Source organism: Kaistella sp. CFF1-2, from assembly GCF_059509915.1.
Window position 1 is genome coordinate 511,754 of sequence record NZ_JCAKLF010000001.1, and the last position, 16,299, is coordinate 528,052.

Below are 16,299 nucleotides of genomic sequence, written 5' to 3' on the forward strand. Positions count from 1 at the left end.
AGACGCAAAGATAGATATTTTTATCCGCTAAAAACAAATATTTAGATATCATTTTAAAATACTCAAGTATAAATAGATTATTTATCTATAAAAACTAAAATATCTTAAATTAATTTCTGTTTACTAAATAAGAAAAGCGAGTTTGTAGATAAATTATTTAAACAAGCATTTAACTTTATGCAAAACATTGAATTTAGAAATAAAAAAAGCCGCTAAAAAGCGGCTCTATATCTCGATTTTCTTGAATTATTTTGCGTTCAATTTCTTAAATCTGAAATAAGAAACTAAAGATAAAACAATCATAAATGAAATCCCAATATAAACCCAAGCTGGAACTGGTACGGGATCTCCCGCTGCATAAGAATGCAAGCCGCTTAAGTAATAATTAACTCCAAAATACGTCATAACCATCGAGCAGAACGAGAACATCGTCGCAACATGGAACGCCCATCTTCCTCTTAATCCTGGAACCAATCTCATGTGCAATACAATAGCATACACCATAATCGAAACAAATGCCCACGTTTCTTTCGGATCCCAAGACCAATAACGACCCCAAGATTCATTGGCCCAAATTCCACCCAAGAAGTTCCCTACTGTTAATGTAAACAAACCTAATGTTAATGACATTTCTGATACAATCGTCAATTCTTTAATCGTAGAATCATGATGCTTTTTGTACAATGGTTTGTTTGCAATAATAAAGAACAACAAAGTAATCACCGCAATAATCATCGACAAAGCAAAGAAGCCATAACTTGATGTAATAATTGCAACGTGAACAATTAACCAATACGATTTAAGGACCGGAACTAGCGGCGTAATTTGAGGATCCAAAGCAGAACCTCCGTGCGCGAATCCCATCATAATTACCGCAACCATAAATCCAGCTGCTGGAATTAATGCATTGGAATTTCGATATAATGCATAACCTGCAGAAATTCCCACCCATGAAATGAAAATAATTGCTTCGTAACCATTACTCCAAGGAGCGTGACCCGACATATACCATCGAGCAATTAATCCTAAAAGATGCGCCACATAACCGATGCTTCCTAGAATAAGAATAACCTTAATTATTTTATGTAGAACCTTTGAAGGTTTGAATAATTCTACAAATCCAAGAATTAATAATAAACCACCAATCAGTGTGTAGAAGATAAGCAACTTGAAATACAAGTTAATTTTGTTCGTGAAAACTTCAACATCAACTTTTGATTTGGAAGGAACAACGTTTTTGCCCCAAGTTTGCTGATAATCTGACAGTTTTTTAAGTTCTGCATCTGCTTTTGCCCAATTTCCTGTTTTCTGAGCATCCAAAACTGATAAGAAATACGGTCCCATTACTGCTTGAGCATCCATATCGGGTTCGAATTCCGTATTCAACCAAGAATTCCAACGGTGGTTCGGGTCGTTCTTCACGGGAACAATTCGCATAAATTGACCGCTAAAAAACTCATTAAATGCTTGAACTCTATCATTTAAATCAATAACCGCTAAATCATACTTCGATTGTTCTGCCGGTTTTTTGATAAACGCTTTGTTATAATCATCTTCCAAAACATAATGCAATTGACCTGTTTTGGGATCCATTGGGAACAAATTCATCAATGACGTATAACCTTCTTCATTTGCTTTCACTTTCTTTTTCAAATCATCACCTCCAAGGTGCAATTTGATAATCGGAACCATGGTCCAACTTTCCGTATCCGTATTTACCGATAAAAACCATTGGTTAGCATCTAAAGACTTCCCGTCGGTTCCTTTAAAACTATCACTTTTATACAATTTTCTAAGAACATCCAAGGCTTGGGTGTTCATAGGAACAATTCGTCCTTCGAAATTCTGAACTAATAAATATCCGAATTTATCTGCGTGTTCTTTTGAAATTTTGTTTCTCGAAATAATTTCATCTGGAGAAATCGAACGCATCGTATTCAACGGCCTTGCAAGTGAATTTTGCTCTTGCGAATGAGCAGGCATACCACTTCCAGTCGTATCATGAGCTTGGACTTGAGTCGTATTAGTTGTTGGCGTTGGTGATGTTTTGCTTCCATCTTTTCCATGCATGTCAATTTCCTGAGCATTCAAATTCAAAGAAAAAGCAAGTAACAATGCAACTACAGCAGCCGAAGCTTTCTTTTTACCAATACTTTTCAGCATGGAATTTAATTTCCAGAAGTGTGATCCTTTCCAGAAGAAGGTTACGAACATGCCTAAAAATAAGAATCCGTATCCGATATAACTAATCACAGTTCCCCACCAGTCGTGGTTTACAGATAAAATGGTCCCTCGTAAATCTGGGTCAAAACTCGCTTGATAAAAACGGTATCCACCGTGATTCAGAACATGGTTCATGTAAATCGTGTACGGAGTTTGTTTTCCTTCATCAACAATCTGAACGTGGCTTTCATAAGCACTTGGAGAGCTACTTCCTGGGTAATTTTCCATAACGAAATCATCCAACTTCAATGAGAAAGGGGTATTGTAAATTTTAGGACCAAAACCTAAAATAACATTCATACCATCAATATTAATTTGTTTAAAGGCATTTGGATTTCCTTTTTCAACCGATAAATCAACAATCTGAGAGGTTTTCGGACCGGTAACTTCCACTTTCATTAAGTCTGGAACTTTCTGATCTTTCTTTCTATCACCTTCGAAATACATTAATTTTCCTTTACGTAAACCTTCAGGAACAACTATTCTTAAATCATTGATTGAATATAGGCTTCGTAAAACAAGCGGTTGAAATTCATCTTTCTTAGTTTCACCCGTTGCTTGGGTCGCCATCGTCATAAAAGAAGCATCAACAGGTGTTTTTATTGATAAAACTCCATTTTCATTTTTGAATTCCACAGCGCCTTCTATTGGGCGATTATACGTAACTAAAGTTCCATTAATATTTTTTGCTTCACCTGGTTTTACAAAGAAATTTTCTCTTCCAGAATCTCCTGCAACTACAAAATGAAGATATTCAACACCCTTAGGATCAGCAACTAAGCTATCTTTCTTACGTTGTACGTAATCCAATTGTTTCACACTAAGTTTCGTCCCATGATAATCATAAGCCGCTTTAAAACTATGAGGTGTAAGTTTAGCAATTAGAGGTTTATCCGATGCCAATGTGTACGGAACATCTTGATAATTCAAACGATCTCCATCTTTCTCAATCTGAATTTTAAAAAAGTTCTTATCCGTGATAATCTCATTAGCCATTTCACCTTCACGGATATGCATAATACCTTCGAAGCTGATGTATCTTGTAATAGCACCACCAATAAAAATTAAAATAAATGCTAAGTGAAATACTAAAACTGGCCATTTTTCCTTTCTAAATAAACGATAACGAGAAATATTCCCGATGAAATTTAGAATTAAAATGAGCATAATGGCTTCGAACCATTTCGCTTCATAAATTAAGGCTTTGGCAGTTGGCGTACCATAATCGTTTTCTACGAAAGTGGCATACGCCATAGCAAACGCATACACAAAAAGCAAAACAGCCATCGTACGCGTAGATATTAGAATATTAATGAGCTTCTTCATTAAACAGGGGTGTGAAAAATTGTCGTAATTATTGATGAAATGCAAAAATAAGGAAGTATTTTAATTACCCTACTAGAAAATATTGATAAAAGTCATCTTATTCAGACTTTAACATAACTTAACATAATATGAAAAACTTCGTTTATTTTAAATTTTAGACCAAAAAAATCTCCTTTTTTTTGTTAAATTTGCCCATATATTATGGAGAAAAACACAAAGAATTCTCAAGCAGAATCTCAAAAATCGACTAAAACACTTGCCAAGCCACGAATCCTTTTCGGGCTCTTGTTTATTTTCATTTCCTTGGTTCTTACCATTTCTTTCGTTTCGTATTTATTACAATGGAAGGCCGACCAAAGCCAAGCTGGAACGATGATGGACAAAACCATCAAATCATCCAATATGTTCGGGAAATTAGGTGATTGGTTAGGAAATCTATTTATTTTCGAAAGTTTAGGAATAGCCGCTTTCATCGTTGCTTTTCTATTTTTCGTTTTTGGAACGTTGATTTTGAAGAAAAACTATTTCAAACCTTGGAAAACATTAGGTCATTCTTTATTTTTCATCTGTTGGCTACCCATATTTATGGGAGCTGTTACCAAAGGACAAGGCGTTTTATCGGGAGTTTATGGATATCAAATCATGGATTTTTTGAAATCCATTATCGGGAATTTCGGGATGTGGATGACGGTTATCGTAAGCATCCTACTCTATTTTGTATTAGAATTTAATTTGCGCCCAAGCGCGATTAAAAATAAACTGGAAAGCATCAACGAAAAAGCGAAAGACAAAATGAGCGCGCTCATGCCGAATTCTTCTGAAGAATTTGAAGCTGACCAGGAACTGGATGAGATGACTGCTGACGGGAACGAACTTCCCAAAGAAGAACCGAAATCAACCTTTCCCAATGCTCGTAAATCGGAAGCTGAAAAAATTGCTCCCAAAGGTTTTCCAGAAGTGGCACAAACCAACGATTTGGATACCATTAAAACTCCAAACAACACGTCACTTGATATCGAAAAAGCAAGTCCAACCATTGAAGTTACTTTAGGACCAGGCGTTGTCGCTGGAGCTGCTGGAGCCGCAGCTTCAAATGCTGCATCAATTGGAGGTGCAGGCGCTGCCGCGTTAGCTGGTGCAGAAAATTTTGACTTTAAAGTTGAAGTTGCCGAAACAAAAGACGAAGCGCAAACCGAAAACAAAACCAATGATTTAGTTGAAAAACACGGTTTGTATGATCATAAATTGGATTTGGCGAAATTCCAAATGCCGACAATCGATTTGTTAAAAGATTACGGAAACGAAGAAATCTCGGTAAACAAAGAAGAATTAGAAGAAAATAAAAACAAAATTGTTGGCTTACTAAAAAACTTTAATGTCGGAATTAAAGAAATTAAAGCAACCATCGGCCCAACAGTTACGTTGTACGAAATCGTTCCTGAAGCGGGAATTCGAGTTTCTGCAATTAAAAAATTGCAAGATGATATTGCGTTAAATCTTTCGGCATTAGGAATCCGAATTATCGCACCAATGCCAGGAAAAGGAACAATCGGTATCGAAGTTCCAAGAAAGAGCCCATCCATGGTTTCCATGCGAAGTGTGATTGCTTCTCAGAAATTCCAAAATACAGACATGGATCTTCCGGTAGTTTTTGGAAAAACCATTTCCAACGAAATTTTCATGGCTGACCTTGCGAAAATGCCGCACTTATTGATGGCTGGAGCAACTGGACAAGGAAAATCTGTCGGTATTAATGCGATTTTAACGTCACTTCTTTATAAGAAACATCCAAGCGAATTGAAATTCGTTATGGTGGATCCGAAGAAAGTGGAATTAACTTTATATTCAAAAATTGAGCGTCATTATTTAGCAAAACTTCCAGACGCGGAAGATGCGATTATCACGGATACAACGAAGGTAATTAATACATTGAACTCGTTGTGTATCGAAATGGATACACGTTACGAATTGCTAAAAAGTGCTTTCTGTAGAACTATTAAAGAATACAACAAGAAATTCTCAGAGCGAAAATTAAATCCAGAAAACGGACATCGCTACTTACCGTACATTGTATTGGTTGTGGACGAGTTTGCTGATTTAATTATGACCGCAGGAAAAGAAGTAGAACATCCAATTGCTCGTTTGGCTCAATTAGCGCGGGCGGTTGGAATTCACTTAATCGTGGCAACGCAAAGACCTTCTGTAAACGTAATTACGGGGATGATTAAAGCCAACTTCCCTGCCAGAGCTGCTTTTAGAGTAATTTCTAGTGTGGATTCGCGTACGATTTTAGATTCACCAGGAGCCGATCAATTAATTGGTAAGGGAGATATGTTGTACTTCAACGGAAACGAAATTCTGCGTTTGCAATGTGCTTTCGTTGATACGCCAGAAGTAGAACGCCTAGCTGATTTTATCGGTGAACAAAAAGGATATGCATCCGCATTTTTACTTCCAGAATATACATCCGAAGAAACAACGAGTACGGTTGGCGCTTTTGATCCAAATGAAAAAGATGCTTTGTTTGAAGATGCAGCAAGAATTGTGGTTTCTACACAACAAGGATCAACATCGATGCTTCAAAGACAATTGAAATTAGGATACAACAGAGCGGGACGAATTATGGATCAGTTGGAAGCTTCAGGCGTTGTTGGCGGCTTCAACGGAGCCAAAGCAAGAGAAGTTCTTATTACCGATTTGCATTCTTTGGAACAGTATTTGGAAGAATTGAGAAAAGGATAATAAATGAAAGCCTTTTTCAACTTAGAAATTAATAGTATGAAAAGAATTGTATCAACGATGGTTACGGGCGCACTAGTTGCAGGAAGTATGATGCTGGTTCAAGCACAGAAAGCCGACGCTCGTTCGCAACAAGTATTAGATAAAGTAGCAGCCAAATATAAAGCGAATAAAAACACGTATTTTAAATTTGCTTTCGGATCGGGTTCTAACGGAAAAGTGACAAAAAACGAGACCGGAATTTTCTACACGACTCCTACTAAGTATCGTTTGAAAATTATGGGTACAGAACAGATTTTTGACGGTAGCAAAATTTACAACATTAGTGACGAAGATCAAGAAGTAACCATTGCTAAAGCAAACGGCAGTGAAATGATGTTCTCCCCTACTACGTATTTGAACAACTATAAAAAAGAATACAACACAACGTACCAAGGAAAAGCTACTGTTGCTGGAAAAAGTACGGATGTTGTAAAATTGGTTCCTGTAAAGGACAACGGAATTAAAGAAGTGAAAATCTATCTTGATCCGTCGAGTAATCAATTGGTGAAAATTGAGCAATACAGCTCTGATAATGATTTTTCGACCATTACGATTCAAGATTATAGAGCCAATCAGAATTTGAAGGCAGATATGTTTACCTTCAACAAAAATTTGTATAAAAATTATATGGTAACCAACTTATAAGCGGTTGCCGAGATAAAACCAAAGCCACAAAGTTTGTTTGTGGCTTTTTTTGATTATTTTTGCGACCATGAAAATCCTTGACAGGTATATCATTAAAACCTTTTTTGGACCTTTCTTCTTCATTTTCAGCGTTCTGTTTTTCATCTTCATGGTGAATATCGTTTGGGTACAGATGTCGCAAATTGTTGGGAAAGGGCTTACGTATTGGGAAATTTTCAAATTCCTATTCTATAGTAGTGCCACGGTGGTTTCTATGGTTTTGCCATTAACCATCCTACTTTCGTCCATTATGACATTTGGTGATTTTGGAGAACGATATGAATTAGCCGCAATGAAAGCCGCTGGAATCTCGTTAACCCGCGTAATGATGCCCCTTTTCATCGTAACGATGGTACTTTCAATTATTTTGGTTCTCTTTCAGAACAACATCAATCCAGCCTTTCAGCGGAAGGCTCGAAATATGATGTACAATATCGCCCTAACAAAACCAGCTCTGAATTTCATTCCAGGACAGTTTGTAAATACACTTCCAGGATTTTCAATTAAATTCGATAAAATTGAAGGTGAAAAAGGTGAACATATAGAGGGTGTTTTCCTACATAAGGCCACGAACGTTTATGATGATCAACAATCCATCATTGCCAAAAAAGGACTTTTCTCGGATTCTCAAAACAAAAATTATTTGAAATTAACGTTGTTTGATGGCTATATCTACGAAGATAATTTGAAAAACAAATCTTATCAAGATCGTTTTAAGCAGCAGAATCAATCGATAAAATTTGATACGATGGTGTATCATTTTGATATATCAGAAATCACGAAAAAAGCGATTGAAAAGGAACAACTTGGTGATGATTATCGCTTTCAACGTTATGATGAAATTGAAGAAACGGTGATTACGAAGAAAAAAGAAAACACCGAAACCTTTAAATCACTGAGTGCTTCTTTAGTAAACAGTACGAATTCCTATGTAACTTATATTGACAGTAGAAAATTTGACAAGAAAGTTCAACCTCAATATAAATTGGATACCCTTAAAAAGGATAAAAAATTAGAAATTTTATACAATGCGTATAATAAAATAGAAGTTTTAAAATCCGATCAGAAAGCGAAAGAAGACGAAATCGGGCGAAATATAAAGTCGCATAGTAAAATGATTATCTTCCAACAACGTATTTTCTCGTACGGATTTACGTGTATTATCTTCTTTTTAATTGGTGCGAGTTTAGGATCGATTATTAGAAAAGGAGGAATGGGACTTCCTGTAGTTATTGCCATCATTATTTTCATTATTTATTTCGTGATGAATTTGGGTATTGAAAATATTTCGTGGAAAGGAAAATTAGACCCGTATTTGGCGGCTTGGCTCCCGAATATGATATTGTTCCCATTCGGGGTTTGGCTTACCTATAAAGCGATGACGGATTCCCAAGTGTTTGATGGGGAGAAATACAAAAAATTCTTCAAACCTATTATCAATCTTTTCCAAAAGAACAAAGAACACTCGAGATATCGATAACAAAAAAAGACTGCAATTGCAGTCTTTTTTATTTTGATTAGGAAAGCATTAAACTTTCATAATTTCAGCTTCTTTTACTTTCAGTACTTCTTCTGCTTTCTTCGAAAAATTGTCTGTTAATTGTTGGATTTCTGCTTCTTTATCTTTTACAAGATCTTCGGAAATTCCCTCAACTTTTTTCAAATCTTTCATTCCTTCTTGACGTGCGTTACGAATCACAACTTTCGTTTGCTCGGATTCTGCTTTCGCTTGTTTTGCTAATTCTTTTCTTCTTTCCTCTGTTAAAGGCGGTACGTTCAAAATAATAATATCACCATTGTTAGAAGGCGCAAATCCCAAGTTAGAATTGATGATCGCCTTTTCGATTGGACCTAAAGCGCCACGATCCCAAGGCTGAATAGAAATTGTCATCGCATCAGGAACCGAAACGTTTGCCACTTGATTAAGCGGTGTCATAGCTCCGTAATATTCTACCATCACATCCTGAACCATCGTTGTAGAAGCTCTTCCAGCTCTAATTTTTTGGAAAGCGTGATCTAAGTGTTTTAACGCAGCCTGCATTTCTTCTTTTACAGTTTCCACGATTAGGTTTAATTCTTCCATTCCGTATTTTAAAATTTGATAATTGACTAATTTATTTGACTTTAGCTTTTTCTTAAAGATCGACCAAAGTACCGATATTTTCTCCTTGAACCAATTTTTGAAGGTTATTTTCCTTATTCATATCAAAAACGATAATTGGTAATTTGTTTTCGTGGCTTAATGTAAACGCCGTCATATCCATTACTTTCAAATCTTTTTCGAAAACTTCTTCAAAAGTCAACGAGTTGAATTTTACTGCATTTACATTTTTTTCAGGATCGCTATCGTAGATTCCATCTACACGCGTTCCTTTTAAGATTACATCTGCTCCAATTTCAATTGCGCGAAGTGTTGCTGCTGTATCTGTCGTAAAATATGGGTTTCCAGTTCCAGCACCGAAAATCACCACTCTACCTTTTTCAAGGTGACGTACTGCTCTTCTTTTGATAAAAGGCTCCGCCACTTTATCCATTTCAATTGCAGACATTAATCTTGTCTTCATTCCAGCATCTTCCATCGCGCCTTGCAGTGCCATCCCGTTAATTACCGTTGCTAGCATTCCCATATAATCGCCTTGGACACGATCCATTCCAGATGCAGCACCAGCCAAACCTCTGAAAATATTTCCTCCTCCAATGACAATCGCAACTTCACAACCTAAATCGACAACTTTCTTGATTTCGTTTGCATATTCTTGCAATCTATCGTTATCAATTCCGTATTGTCTTGCACCCATTAACGCTTCACCGCTAAGTTTAAGAAGGATTCTTTTATATTTCATTTGATTTTATTTATGATGCAAATATAATGAAATAAGCAAAATTTCGTTTAACGAATTATATTTTGTTTTTTTATTTTAATTCAAATTAAAATGAGGTATTTTTGCACCAATATCTATGTATAAAAGAAATTTATTAGCGCTTTTTTCCGTAGCAATTTCGTGCTTTTCACTTGCTCAGACTGGTGAAAACGTTTATACATTCTTAAATATTCCCGTATCGGCAAGACAATCTGCTTTAGGAGGTGACGCCGTTTCTATACGAGATTACGATGTTAGTTTGGTGAATGTGAATCCATCCTTGATGAATTTGGAAATGGATAATCGCGTTTCCGTAAACTACGCTTCGTATTTAGCCGATTCAAAATTTGGAACGTTATCTTATGTTCGAGATTTGGGAGAAGGACATTTAGTCGCGTTCAATGCTCGATATATGGATTACGGCGATATGCCAAGAACCGACGAATCTGGAAACATTTCAGGCGATTTTAAAGCATCAGATGCGATGCTTGGTTTGAGTTATGCCTATCAATTTGAATCCAATTGGACAATCGGTGGAAGCGTTAACTTCATCAGTTCTAAAATTGACAATTATACGTCAATGGCTGTCGCAGGAACCGGAGCAATCACCTATCATCTAGACGAAAGTAAAGAAAGTATTTCCTTAATTGCGCGTAATTTCGGTTACCAGTTTAAGACTTTTAATGGTGAACGAGAAACATTACCATTCCGAATTGATTTAGGCTATACTAAAATTCTAGATGAATTTCCGATTGCCATAACGATTACAGCGCATGATTTACAAAAATTTAATATTTCACAAGACTATAATAACAACGGACAAGAAGTAAAAACACTCCGAAAAATCGCTGATCATTTTTCGATTGGTGCCGAATTGTTCCCAGAGCAATCCTTCAACTTCCGTTTGGGATATAATGTAAAACGAGGAAATGAATTAGCCGTTCTCGATCAACGCAGCTTTGCGGGATTATCAGTAGGATTTGGAGTTAAAATTTCTTATTTCCGATTTGATTATTCGCATGCGCGCTATCACAATTCATCCAATATGAATATGTTCGGCTTAACGATGGATTTAATAGAAATTGGAGGAAACAGAAGATAATATGAAAAAGAAACCCGTAATTGCCATTGATGGCTACTCATCAACCGGAAAAAGCTCAATCTCGAAAGCGATTGCAAAAGAATTAGGAATTATCCACATGGATACTGGAGCTTTATACCGAGGTATTACGTTTTATGCACTTCAGCATTGTTCGAAAGAAAACAAAATTGACTTAAACTGCCTTTTTGACAGCTTTTCGAATTTAGAATTGCAATTTAAAGAATCGAATCAAGTTTTAGAATTGTATTTGAATGGTCAAAATATCGATCATGAAATCCGAACTCAAGAAGTTTCAGACAACGTGAGTTTTATTGCGAAGCAACCCGAAGTTCGTGAATTTCTACTGAAAACACAACGTGATATCGCTAAAAATGGTGGTGTGATTATGGATGGAAGAGACATTGCAACCGTCGTACTTCCTGACGCAGATTATAAATTTTTCCTTACGGCAAGTATTGAAGAACGTACTAGAAGACGTTATAAAGAGCTTATTGAACTGGGAATGGAAACACCTCTAGAATCCGTACGCGAAAATTTAATTTCAAGAGATAAGATTGATAGTGAACGTGAAGTAGCGCCCTTAAAAAAAGCAGATGATGCCATTTTAATTGACAATTCTGACATCACGAAAGATGAAACCATTGCCCTCATTCTTTCTTATATTAAATAGTTTAACAAACTTTAAGACACGACAACATGTCAATGGCATTTTTGTTGCAGTTTCTTGGTAACTATCAACAAAATACTTAACTTTAAAAAAATAAACTATTATGTCGAAAAAAGGAAATAACACAGCAGGTGTACTAGCAGGATTATTAGCAGGAGCAGCAGCAGGAGTTGTTCTAGGAATGCTTTACGCACCAGAAGAAGGAAAAGAAACAAGAAAAAAAATCAAAACCAAAGCGAACGATCTAAAAGATCAGGCTTCTGATCAGTATCACAAAACAGCTGAGAAGGTTAAAGATCAGTATCACAATGTTTCGGATAAAGTAAAAGATCAGTACGATTCTTTTTCAACACAATTCAAAGAAACATCAAACAAAGTAGCTTCTTCTGTAAAAGAAGGATACGATAAGTACAAAGACAAAGCTGCAAAAACAGTTGCTGATGTCTCTGAAGAGATTGAAACAGAATTAGACGGACTAAAATAAGACTCCGTTTCCATAAAAAATTAACATAAAAGGAAACTTTTTCAAGTTTCCTTTTTTTGCATAAAAACTAGAAGTATGATAGAAATTCTGAAGGATTTCGCAGAGAAAAAAGTAGATTTACTGAAAATGGAAGCCACCGAGAAATCTGCCATGGTTTCGGGACTACTCTATTTTCTGGTAATAGCACTCACTTTTTTAGTCTTTTTCGTGGTATTCTTAATTTTAGGATTAGGATTGTGGATTGGCTATTTATTGGGTAATTATGCGTACGGATTGCTTATCATGTCGGCACTATGTTTGATTTTTTTCATCATTGTCATTATGAAACGAAAAGCCATCCAAAATTACGCTGCTAATATGTTTATTAAATTTTTAAATGATTAACCATGTCGTATCACTATAAAAGCTTAGAAGAACTGAGAAGGAAAAAAGAATTGTTGAAATCTGAAGTTAAAGATTTGGAAAATTTAATCACCTTTAAAAATCCAAAAGAGACTTTAAGTGCCGCAACACATGGCTACACAGACCAATTCTTAAAAGAAGTAGAACATGAAGATGGAAGCTCAAGTGTTCAACTCGATGCCTCACCTATTGTACGCGGAATTTCAAGTCAAATAAAATCTAAAATGAACAAGAATACAATGGTTCAAATGGCGAGCAGTGAGCCTGGACAAGAATTGATTCAAAATGCATTAAAATTGGGTGCTGTTTCTTTCGTTGCTAGTTATGCGCAAAAAAGTTTAACCAAATCGAGCTGGAAAAAGAAAGCCATTGGTTTGGCTTTAATTTACGTAGCTCCTATTGTATTGAAATACGCTCGTGAAAAATTAGAAGAATATCAAAAAAATAAGACCGCTTCGAGCTTAGAACAACTTATTTAAACTTCATTTTCGAGAAGATTTCGCTCAGGATAATCGATGTTGCGATCGATACATTCAAACTCTCTGTGCTTTGCGTTTTTCCAAAACGAGGTATGGAGATTTTTTTATTTAGAAACGTTTCCGTTGATGCGCGCATTCCGTTGCCTTCATTTCCCATAATCAGGTTCATTTTTTCTGGAAAGTCAGCCATATAAATATTCTCGCCATCCACGTCGGTTCCGACATTTTGATGTTCTGATTTTTCTAAATACGAATCCAAATCAACATAGACAACGTTCACTCTCGCAAAACTTCCCATAGTAGCTTGAATCACCTTTGGATTGTACAAATCCACCGTATCTTCACTGCAAATAATCTGTTCTACACCGAACCAATCTGCCATTCGGATAATCGTTCCAAAGTTTCCAGGATCTTGAATGCCATCTAAAATGATATTGAAATTTGTATCAACAATACTACTTTCTGGGATTTCGCAAACCGCTACCGAATCCTTCGGATGCTGAAGAAAACTAATTTTTTTCAGTTCGCGATCATCAATTTTATGAATTTCAACACTAGGAAAATTCAAATTTTCTGGTGCAATAGAAAATATTTCTTGAACTTTAATGTTAGAAGATATAAGTTCATTGATGGTTTTGTTCCCTTCAACCAAAAACAAATTGTATTTTTGTCTGAACTTTTTTTTATCTAGCGATTGAAAAATCTTGATTTTATGGGCAGTAAGCATATTAAAAAATATTTTCAAAAGTATCATATATTTTTCTCCTCTGCAACATCTTTAGCAGTTCTTGTCGGATGTAGCACCACGAGAAAAGTTCCCGACGGACAGTTTTTATTAACAAAAAACTCGTACACCTACGAAGATCACAAAGCCCATGCGGATGAACTTCCTGATTATGTTTTGCAGAAACCGAATAAAAAGCAGCTTTTCTTTTTGCCACTAAGTTTATGGTTTTACAATTCGGCAAATCCGAAATACGACACGATTATTACGGAATATTTAACCTATCCATCGGAAATGAGAGATCAGGAATTACGAGATTCTCTTTTCATCAAAAATGGAAAGCCTGAATTGGTGGGCAAATCGTTATTTAAAGATCGTATTTTGCATAATTTCGGGACACCACCCGTGATTTTAGAACATGGGAAAACCGAATCAAGTGCGGATAATATAAGAAAAAGATTGGTTTTTCGAGGGTATTGGGATGCTAAAGTTCAGTTTAACGAAAAACTTGATTCAGCAAGTAAAAAGGCTCAGGTAGAATATAAGATTAACCACCTGCAGCCAACTTTCATTAAAGATTATTATTACAATATTTCAGACCCTGAAGTAAAACGTATCTACGAAAAAAATATCGCCAAATCTATTGTTCGTTCTGGTCAAATTTTAGATCAAACGAAATTAGAAGATGAAGTAAAACGTTTGAATGATTTAATGCGTCAAGAAGGCTATTATAAATTCAATAATGCCAATCAAGATATTTATTTCACTGCGGATACCTTAAAAGACCGCAAAAACGTTCCGCTTACCATTGATATTCAAAAAGATTCCATTGGAAGTCCGTATAAAAAAACGACTATTGGAAAAATTAATTTAATTGTTCGAGAAGAAGCCGAAGATCAATTAACTCGAGATTCCTTACGTGGAATCACCTTCCAAAGAGCGGATGAACGCTACAAAATCCCAGCGTTATGGCGACCAATCATCTTAAAAACAGGTGATTTGTATGATCAACGAAATCTAGATCAAACCAAAAAGAACCTCGCGACAATGAATAATTTCACGATTATTCCGACCATCGAAGAGCGAAAAGGTTCTGATAGTATTTTGGATGTTCAGTATGAGTTACGTCCACTTCCGAAATACGAATTCCGAGTTTCGACGGATTTAACGTATTCGCAAATATTAAATTTTGGAGTTTCTCCTGCTGTTGAATTATTAACACGAAATGTTTTTGGCGGTGCGGAAAACTTAACTACCAGCTTTTCGGGAACGTTTGGTAGTGTAAAAAACACGAAAAACCCGGATAAACGAGCAATCGCATACGAAATTGCTGCGCAAGCGAATTTGGCCCTTCCAAAGCTATTGTTACCATTCCGATATTATAAAATTATTCCGAAAAAATATTCACCGACATCTTCTATCACATTAGGAACGTCCGTGCAAGAGAATATTGGTTTGGGACGTATTAACTTTAATGCGGGACTTAATTATTATGCTACGGTAAATGATATTGTAACGCATCGATTATCGTTGTTCAACACCCAATTAAGTTTTACTCGAAGTAAGGATAAATACTACGATTTCTTCCCTAGAGATCGTGATATTCGAGATGATATTTTCCAAATCTACGATCCTGCGTTGTATTCCCAATTCGAAAATGGATTAATCTCCTCGGATGATTTTACGCAAAAAATTATGCAAGATCCTAATTTTGCCGGTTCTTTAGATCCAAATCAAATGGATACCTATAATTCTTTTGTTCAATCGTTATTTAATAAAGACAGACAAACGCAAGACGTTATTATTTCGTCTATTTTGTATAATTTCATCTACAACGAAATTGGTAAGAAAGATTACCCAAATCCATTTTATCTTAATGCAAAAGTAGAAACGTCCGGAAATATGCTTGGAATTTTCGGGAAAACTAGAGAACAAGCGGGACAAACATTCGATAGTGAAGTCAAAACGATTTTCGGAACACCGTATTCTCAGTTTGTAAAATTTGATTTTGATGTTCGAAAATACTTCCAATTCTTTGGAAATCATACGTTGGTTTTAAGACAATTCGTCGGAGTTGGTATTCCTTACGGAAACTCGTCAACGATGCCTTTTGTTCGTTCGTATTTCAACGGAGGTTCCAATGATATCCGAGCTTGGCGTGTATTTGGAGGTTTAGGTCCATCCGATTCTCAATTGGATGAGCGAGTGCGTTCGTACGTAATGGAAAATATGAAACTAACGACTAACATTGAATATCGAATGCCTTTCAATGAAATGTTTGAAGGAGCGGCGTTTATTGATGCCGGAAACATCTGGAGCTTGAAGAAGAATCAGTTCGGAGATCATTTTACATTTAAAGATTTCATTAGCGAAATGGGCGTTGGTACCGGCGTTGGACTTCGTATCAACATTGCATATGTTACATTACGATTGGATGCGGCGTACAAAATGTACGATCCGAATAAACCCGTTGGTGATCGTTGGGTAATCAACAAATGGCAACCACTAAAACCGGTTATTAACTTTGCATTTGGATATCCATTCTAAAACAAAGATTCCTAGTAAA

At 35.9% G+C, this 16,299-nt stretch carries 13 protein-coding genes; 9 read left to right on the forward strand and 4 right to left on the reverse strand.

Translation table 11 applies throughout. From position 1 onward, the window contains the following. Positions 1 to 246 precede the first annotated feature (246 nt). Positions 247 to 3,549 carry a cytochrome c biogenesis protein gene (locus tag AC5XHR_RS02375; RefSeq protein WP_495949176.1) on the reverse strand — a complete coding sequence of 1,101 codons (3,303 nt, stop codon included), beginning with the start codon at positions 3,547 to 3,549 and terminating at the stop codon, positions 247 to 249. A gap of 201 nt (positions 3,550 to 3,750) precedes the next feature. Here AC5XHR_RS02375 and AC5XHR_RS02380 point away from each other — a divergent pair, with 201 nt between their 5' ends. The 3 genes from AC5XHR_RS02380 to AC5XHR_RS02390 all read left to right on the forward strand — a co-directional run bounded on the left by AC5XHR_RS02380 (position 3,751) and on the right by AC5XHR_RS02390 (position 8,494). Then, the gene (locus tag AC5XHR_RS02380; RefSeq protein ID WP_495949177.1) at positions 3,751 to 6,291 is read left to right on the forward strand and encodes an FtsK/SpoIIIE family DNA translocase; all 2,541 of its coding nucleotides are present in this window, start codon (positions 3,751 to 3,753) and stop codon (positions 6,289 to 6,291) included. A gap of 36 nt (positions 6,292 to 6,327) precedes the next feature. Then, entirely contained in the window at positions 6,328 to 6,975 is a 648-nt protein-coding gene (gene lolA1, locus AC5XHR_RS02385; RefSeq protein WP_495949178.1) for an outer membrane lipoprotein periplasmic chaperone LolA1, read from the forward strand. Between the two features lie 67 nt (positions 6,976 to 7,042). After that, on the forward strand, positions 7,043 to 8,494 hold the full coding sequence (locus tag AC5XHR_RS02390) for an LptF/LptG family permease (RefSeq protein WP_495949179.1): 1,452 nt from the start codon (positions 7,043 to 7,045) through the stop codon (positions 8,492 to 8,494). 48 nt (positions 8,495 to 8,542) lie between these two features. On the opposite strand, the gene frr is transcribed toward AC5XHR_RS02390, so the two are convergent. Continuing rightward, on the reverse strand, positions 8,543 to 9,097 hold the full coding sequence (gene frr, locus AC5XHR_RS02395; RefSeq protein ID WP_495949180.1) for a ribosome recycling factor: 555 nt from the start codon (positions 9,095 to 9,097) through the stop codon (positions 8,543 to 8,545). A gap of 52 nt (positions 9,098 to 9,149) precedes the next feature. After that, positions 9,150 to 9,857 carry a UMP kinase gene (gene pyrH, locus AC5XHR_RS02400; protein ID WP_495949181.1) on the reverse strand — a complete coding sequence of 236 codons (708 nt, stop codon included), beginning with the start codon at positions 9,855 to 9,857 and terminating at the stop codon, positions 9,150 to 9,152. 115 nt (positions 9,858 to 9,972) lie between these two features. Between pyrH and porQ the strand changes: the two genes are divergently transcribed. From porQ to AC5XHR_RS02425, 5 genes are all read left to right on the forward strand, one after another. Next, a complete protein-coding gene (porQ, locus tag AC5XHR_RS02405) occupies positions 9,973 to 10,977 on the forward strand; it encodes a type IX secretion system protein PorQ (protein ID WP_495949182.1) in 1,005 nt (334 codons plus the stop codon). A 1-nt stretch (position 10,978) separates the two neighbouring features. Further along, a complete protein-coding gene (gene cmk / locus AC5XHR_RS02410; RefSeq protein ID WP_495949183.1) occupies positions 10,979 to 11,647 on the forward strand; it encodes a (d)CMP kinase in 669 nt (222 codons plus the stop codon). A gap of 100 nt (positions 11,648 to 11,747) precedes the next feature. Next, the gene (locus tag AC5XHR_RS02415; protein ID WP_495949184.1) at positions 11,748 to 12,128 is read left to right on the forward strand and encodes a YtxH domain-containing protein; all 381 of its coding nucleotides are present in this window, start codon (positions 11,748 to 11,750) and stop codon (positions 12,126 to 12,128) included. Positions 12,129 to 12,203: 75 nt separating this feature from the next. Further along, complete coding sequence (locus tag AC5XHR_RS02420; protein ID WP_495949185.1) at positions 12,204 to 12,512, forward strand: phage holin family protein; 309 nt, start codon at positions 12,204 to 12,206, stop codon at positions 12,510 to 12,512. Between the two features lie 2 nt (positions 12,513 to 12,514). Beyond that, a complete protein-coding gene (locus AC5XHR_RS02425; RefSeq protein ID WP_495949186.1) occupies positions 12,515 to 13,009 on the forward strand; it encodes a phosphoribosyl-ATP pyrophosphatase in 495 nt (164 codons plus the stop codon). On the opposite strand, the gene AC5XHR_RS02430 is transcribed toward AC5XHR_RS02425, so the two are convergent. Further along, the gene (locus tag AC5XHR_RS02430; protein ID WP_495949187.1) at positions 13,002 to 13,736 is read right to left on the reverse strand and encodes a TrmH family RNA methyltransferase; all 735 of its coding nucleotides are present in this window, start codon (positions 13,734 to 13,736) and stop codon (positions 13,002 to 13,004) included. The genes AC5XHR_RS02425 and AC5XHR_RS02430 overlap by 8 nt on opposite strands. Here AC5XHR_RS02430 and tamL point away from each other — a divergent pair. After that, positions 13,722 to 16,280, forward strand: a complete 2,559-nt coding sequence (gene tamL, locus AC5XHR_RS02435) for a translocation and assembly module lipoprotein TamL (protein WP_495949188.1) — start codon at positions 13,722 to 13,724, stop codon at positions 16,278 to 16,280. The genes AC5XHR_RS02430 and tamL overlap by 15 nt on opposite strands. The last annotated feature ends 19 nt before the right edge of the window (positions 16,281 to 16,299 follow it).

Coding starts and splice junctions, on each gene's coding strand:
- AC5XHR_RS02375 (WP_495949176.1), bottom strand. CDS start 3,549: ATGAAGAAGCTCATTAATATTCTAATATCTACGCGTACGATGGCTGTT.
- AC5XHR_RS02380 (WP_495949177.1), top strand. CDS start 3,751: ATGGAGAAAAACACAAAGAATTCTCAAGCAGAATCTCAAAAATCGACT.
- lolA1 (WP_495949178.1), top strand. CDS start 6,328: ATGAAAAGAATTGTATCAACGATGGTTACGGGCGCACTAGTTGCAGGA.
- AC5XHR_RS02390 (WP_495949179.1), top strand. CDS start 7,043: ATGAAAATCCTTGACAGGTATATCATTAAAACCTTTTTTGGACCTTTC.
- frr (WP_495949180.1), bottom strand. CDS start 9,097: ATGGAAGAATTAAACCTAATCGTGGAAACTGTAAAAGAAGAAATGCAG.
- pyrH (WP_495949181.1), bottom strand. CDS start 9,857: ATGAAATATAAAAGAATCCTTCTTAAACTTAGCGGTGAAGCGTTAATG.
- porQ (WP_495949182.1), top strand. CDS start 9,973: ATGTATAAAAGAAATTTATTAGCGCTTTTTTCCGTAGCAATTTCGTGC.
- cmk (WP_495949183.1), top strand. CDS start 10,979: ATGAAAAAGAAACCCGTAATTGCCATTGATGGCTACTCATCAACCGGA.
- AC5XHR_RS02415 (WP_495949184.1), top strand. CDS start 11,748: ATGTCGAAAAAAGGAAATAACACAGCAGGTGTACTAGCAGGATTATTA.
- AC5XHR_RS02420 (WP_495949185.1), top strand. CDS start 12,204: ATGATAGAAATTCTGAAGGATTTCGCAGAGAAAAAAGTAGATTTACTG.
- AC5XHR_RS02425 (WP_495949186.1), top strand. CDS start 12,515: ATGTCGTATCACTATAAAAGCTTAGAAGAACTGAGAAGGAAAAAAGAA.
- tamL (WP_495949188.1), top strand. CDS start 13,722: ATGGGCAGTAAGCATATTAAAAAATATTTTCAAAAGTATCATATATTT.
- AC5XHR_RS02430 (WP_495949187.1), bottom strand. CDS start 13,736: ATGCTTACTGCCCATAAAATCAAGATTTTTCAATCGCTAGATAAAAAA.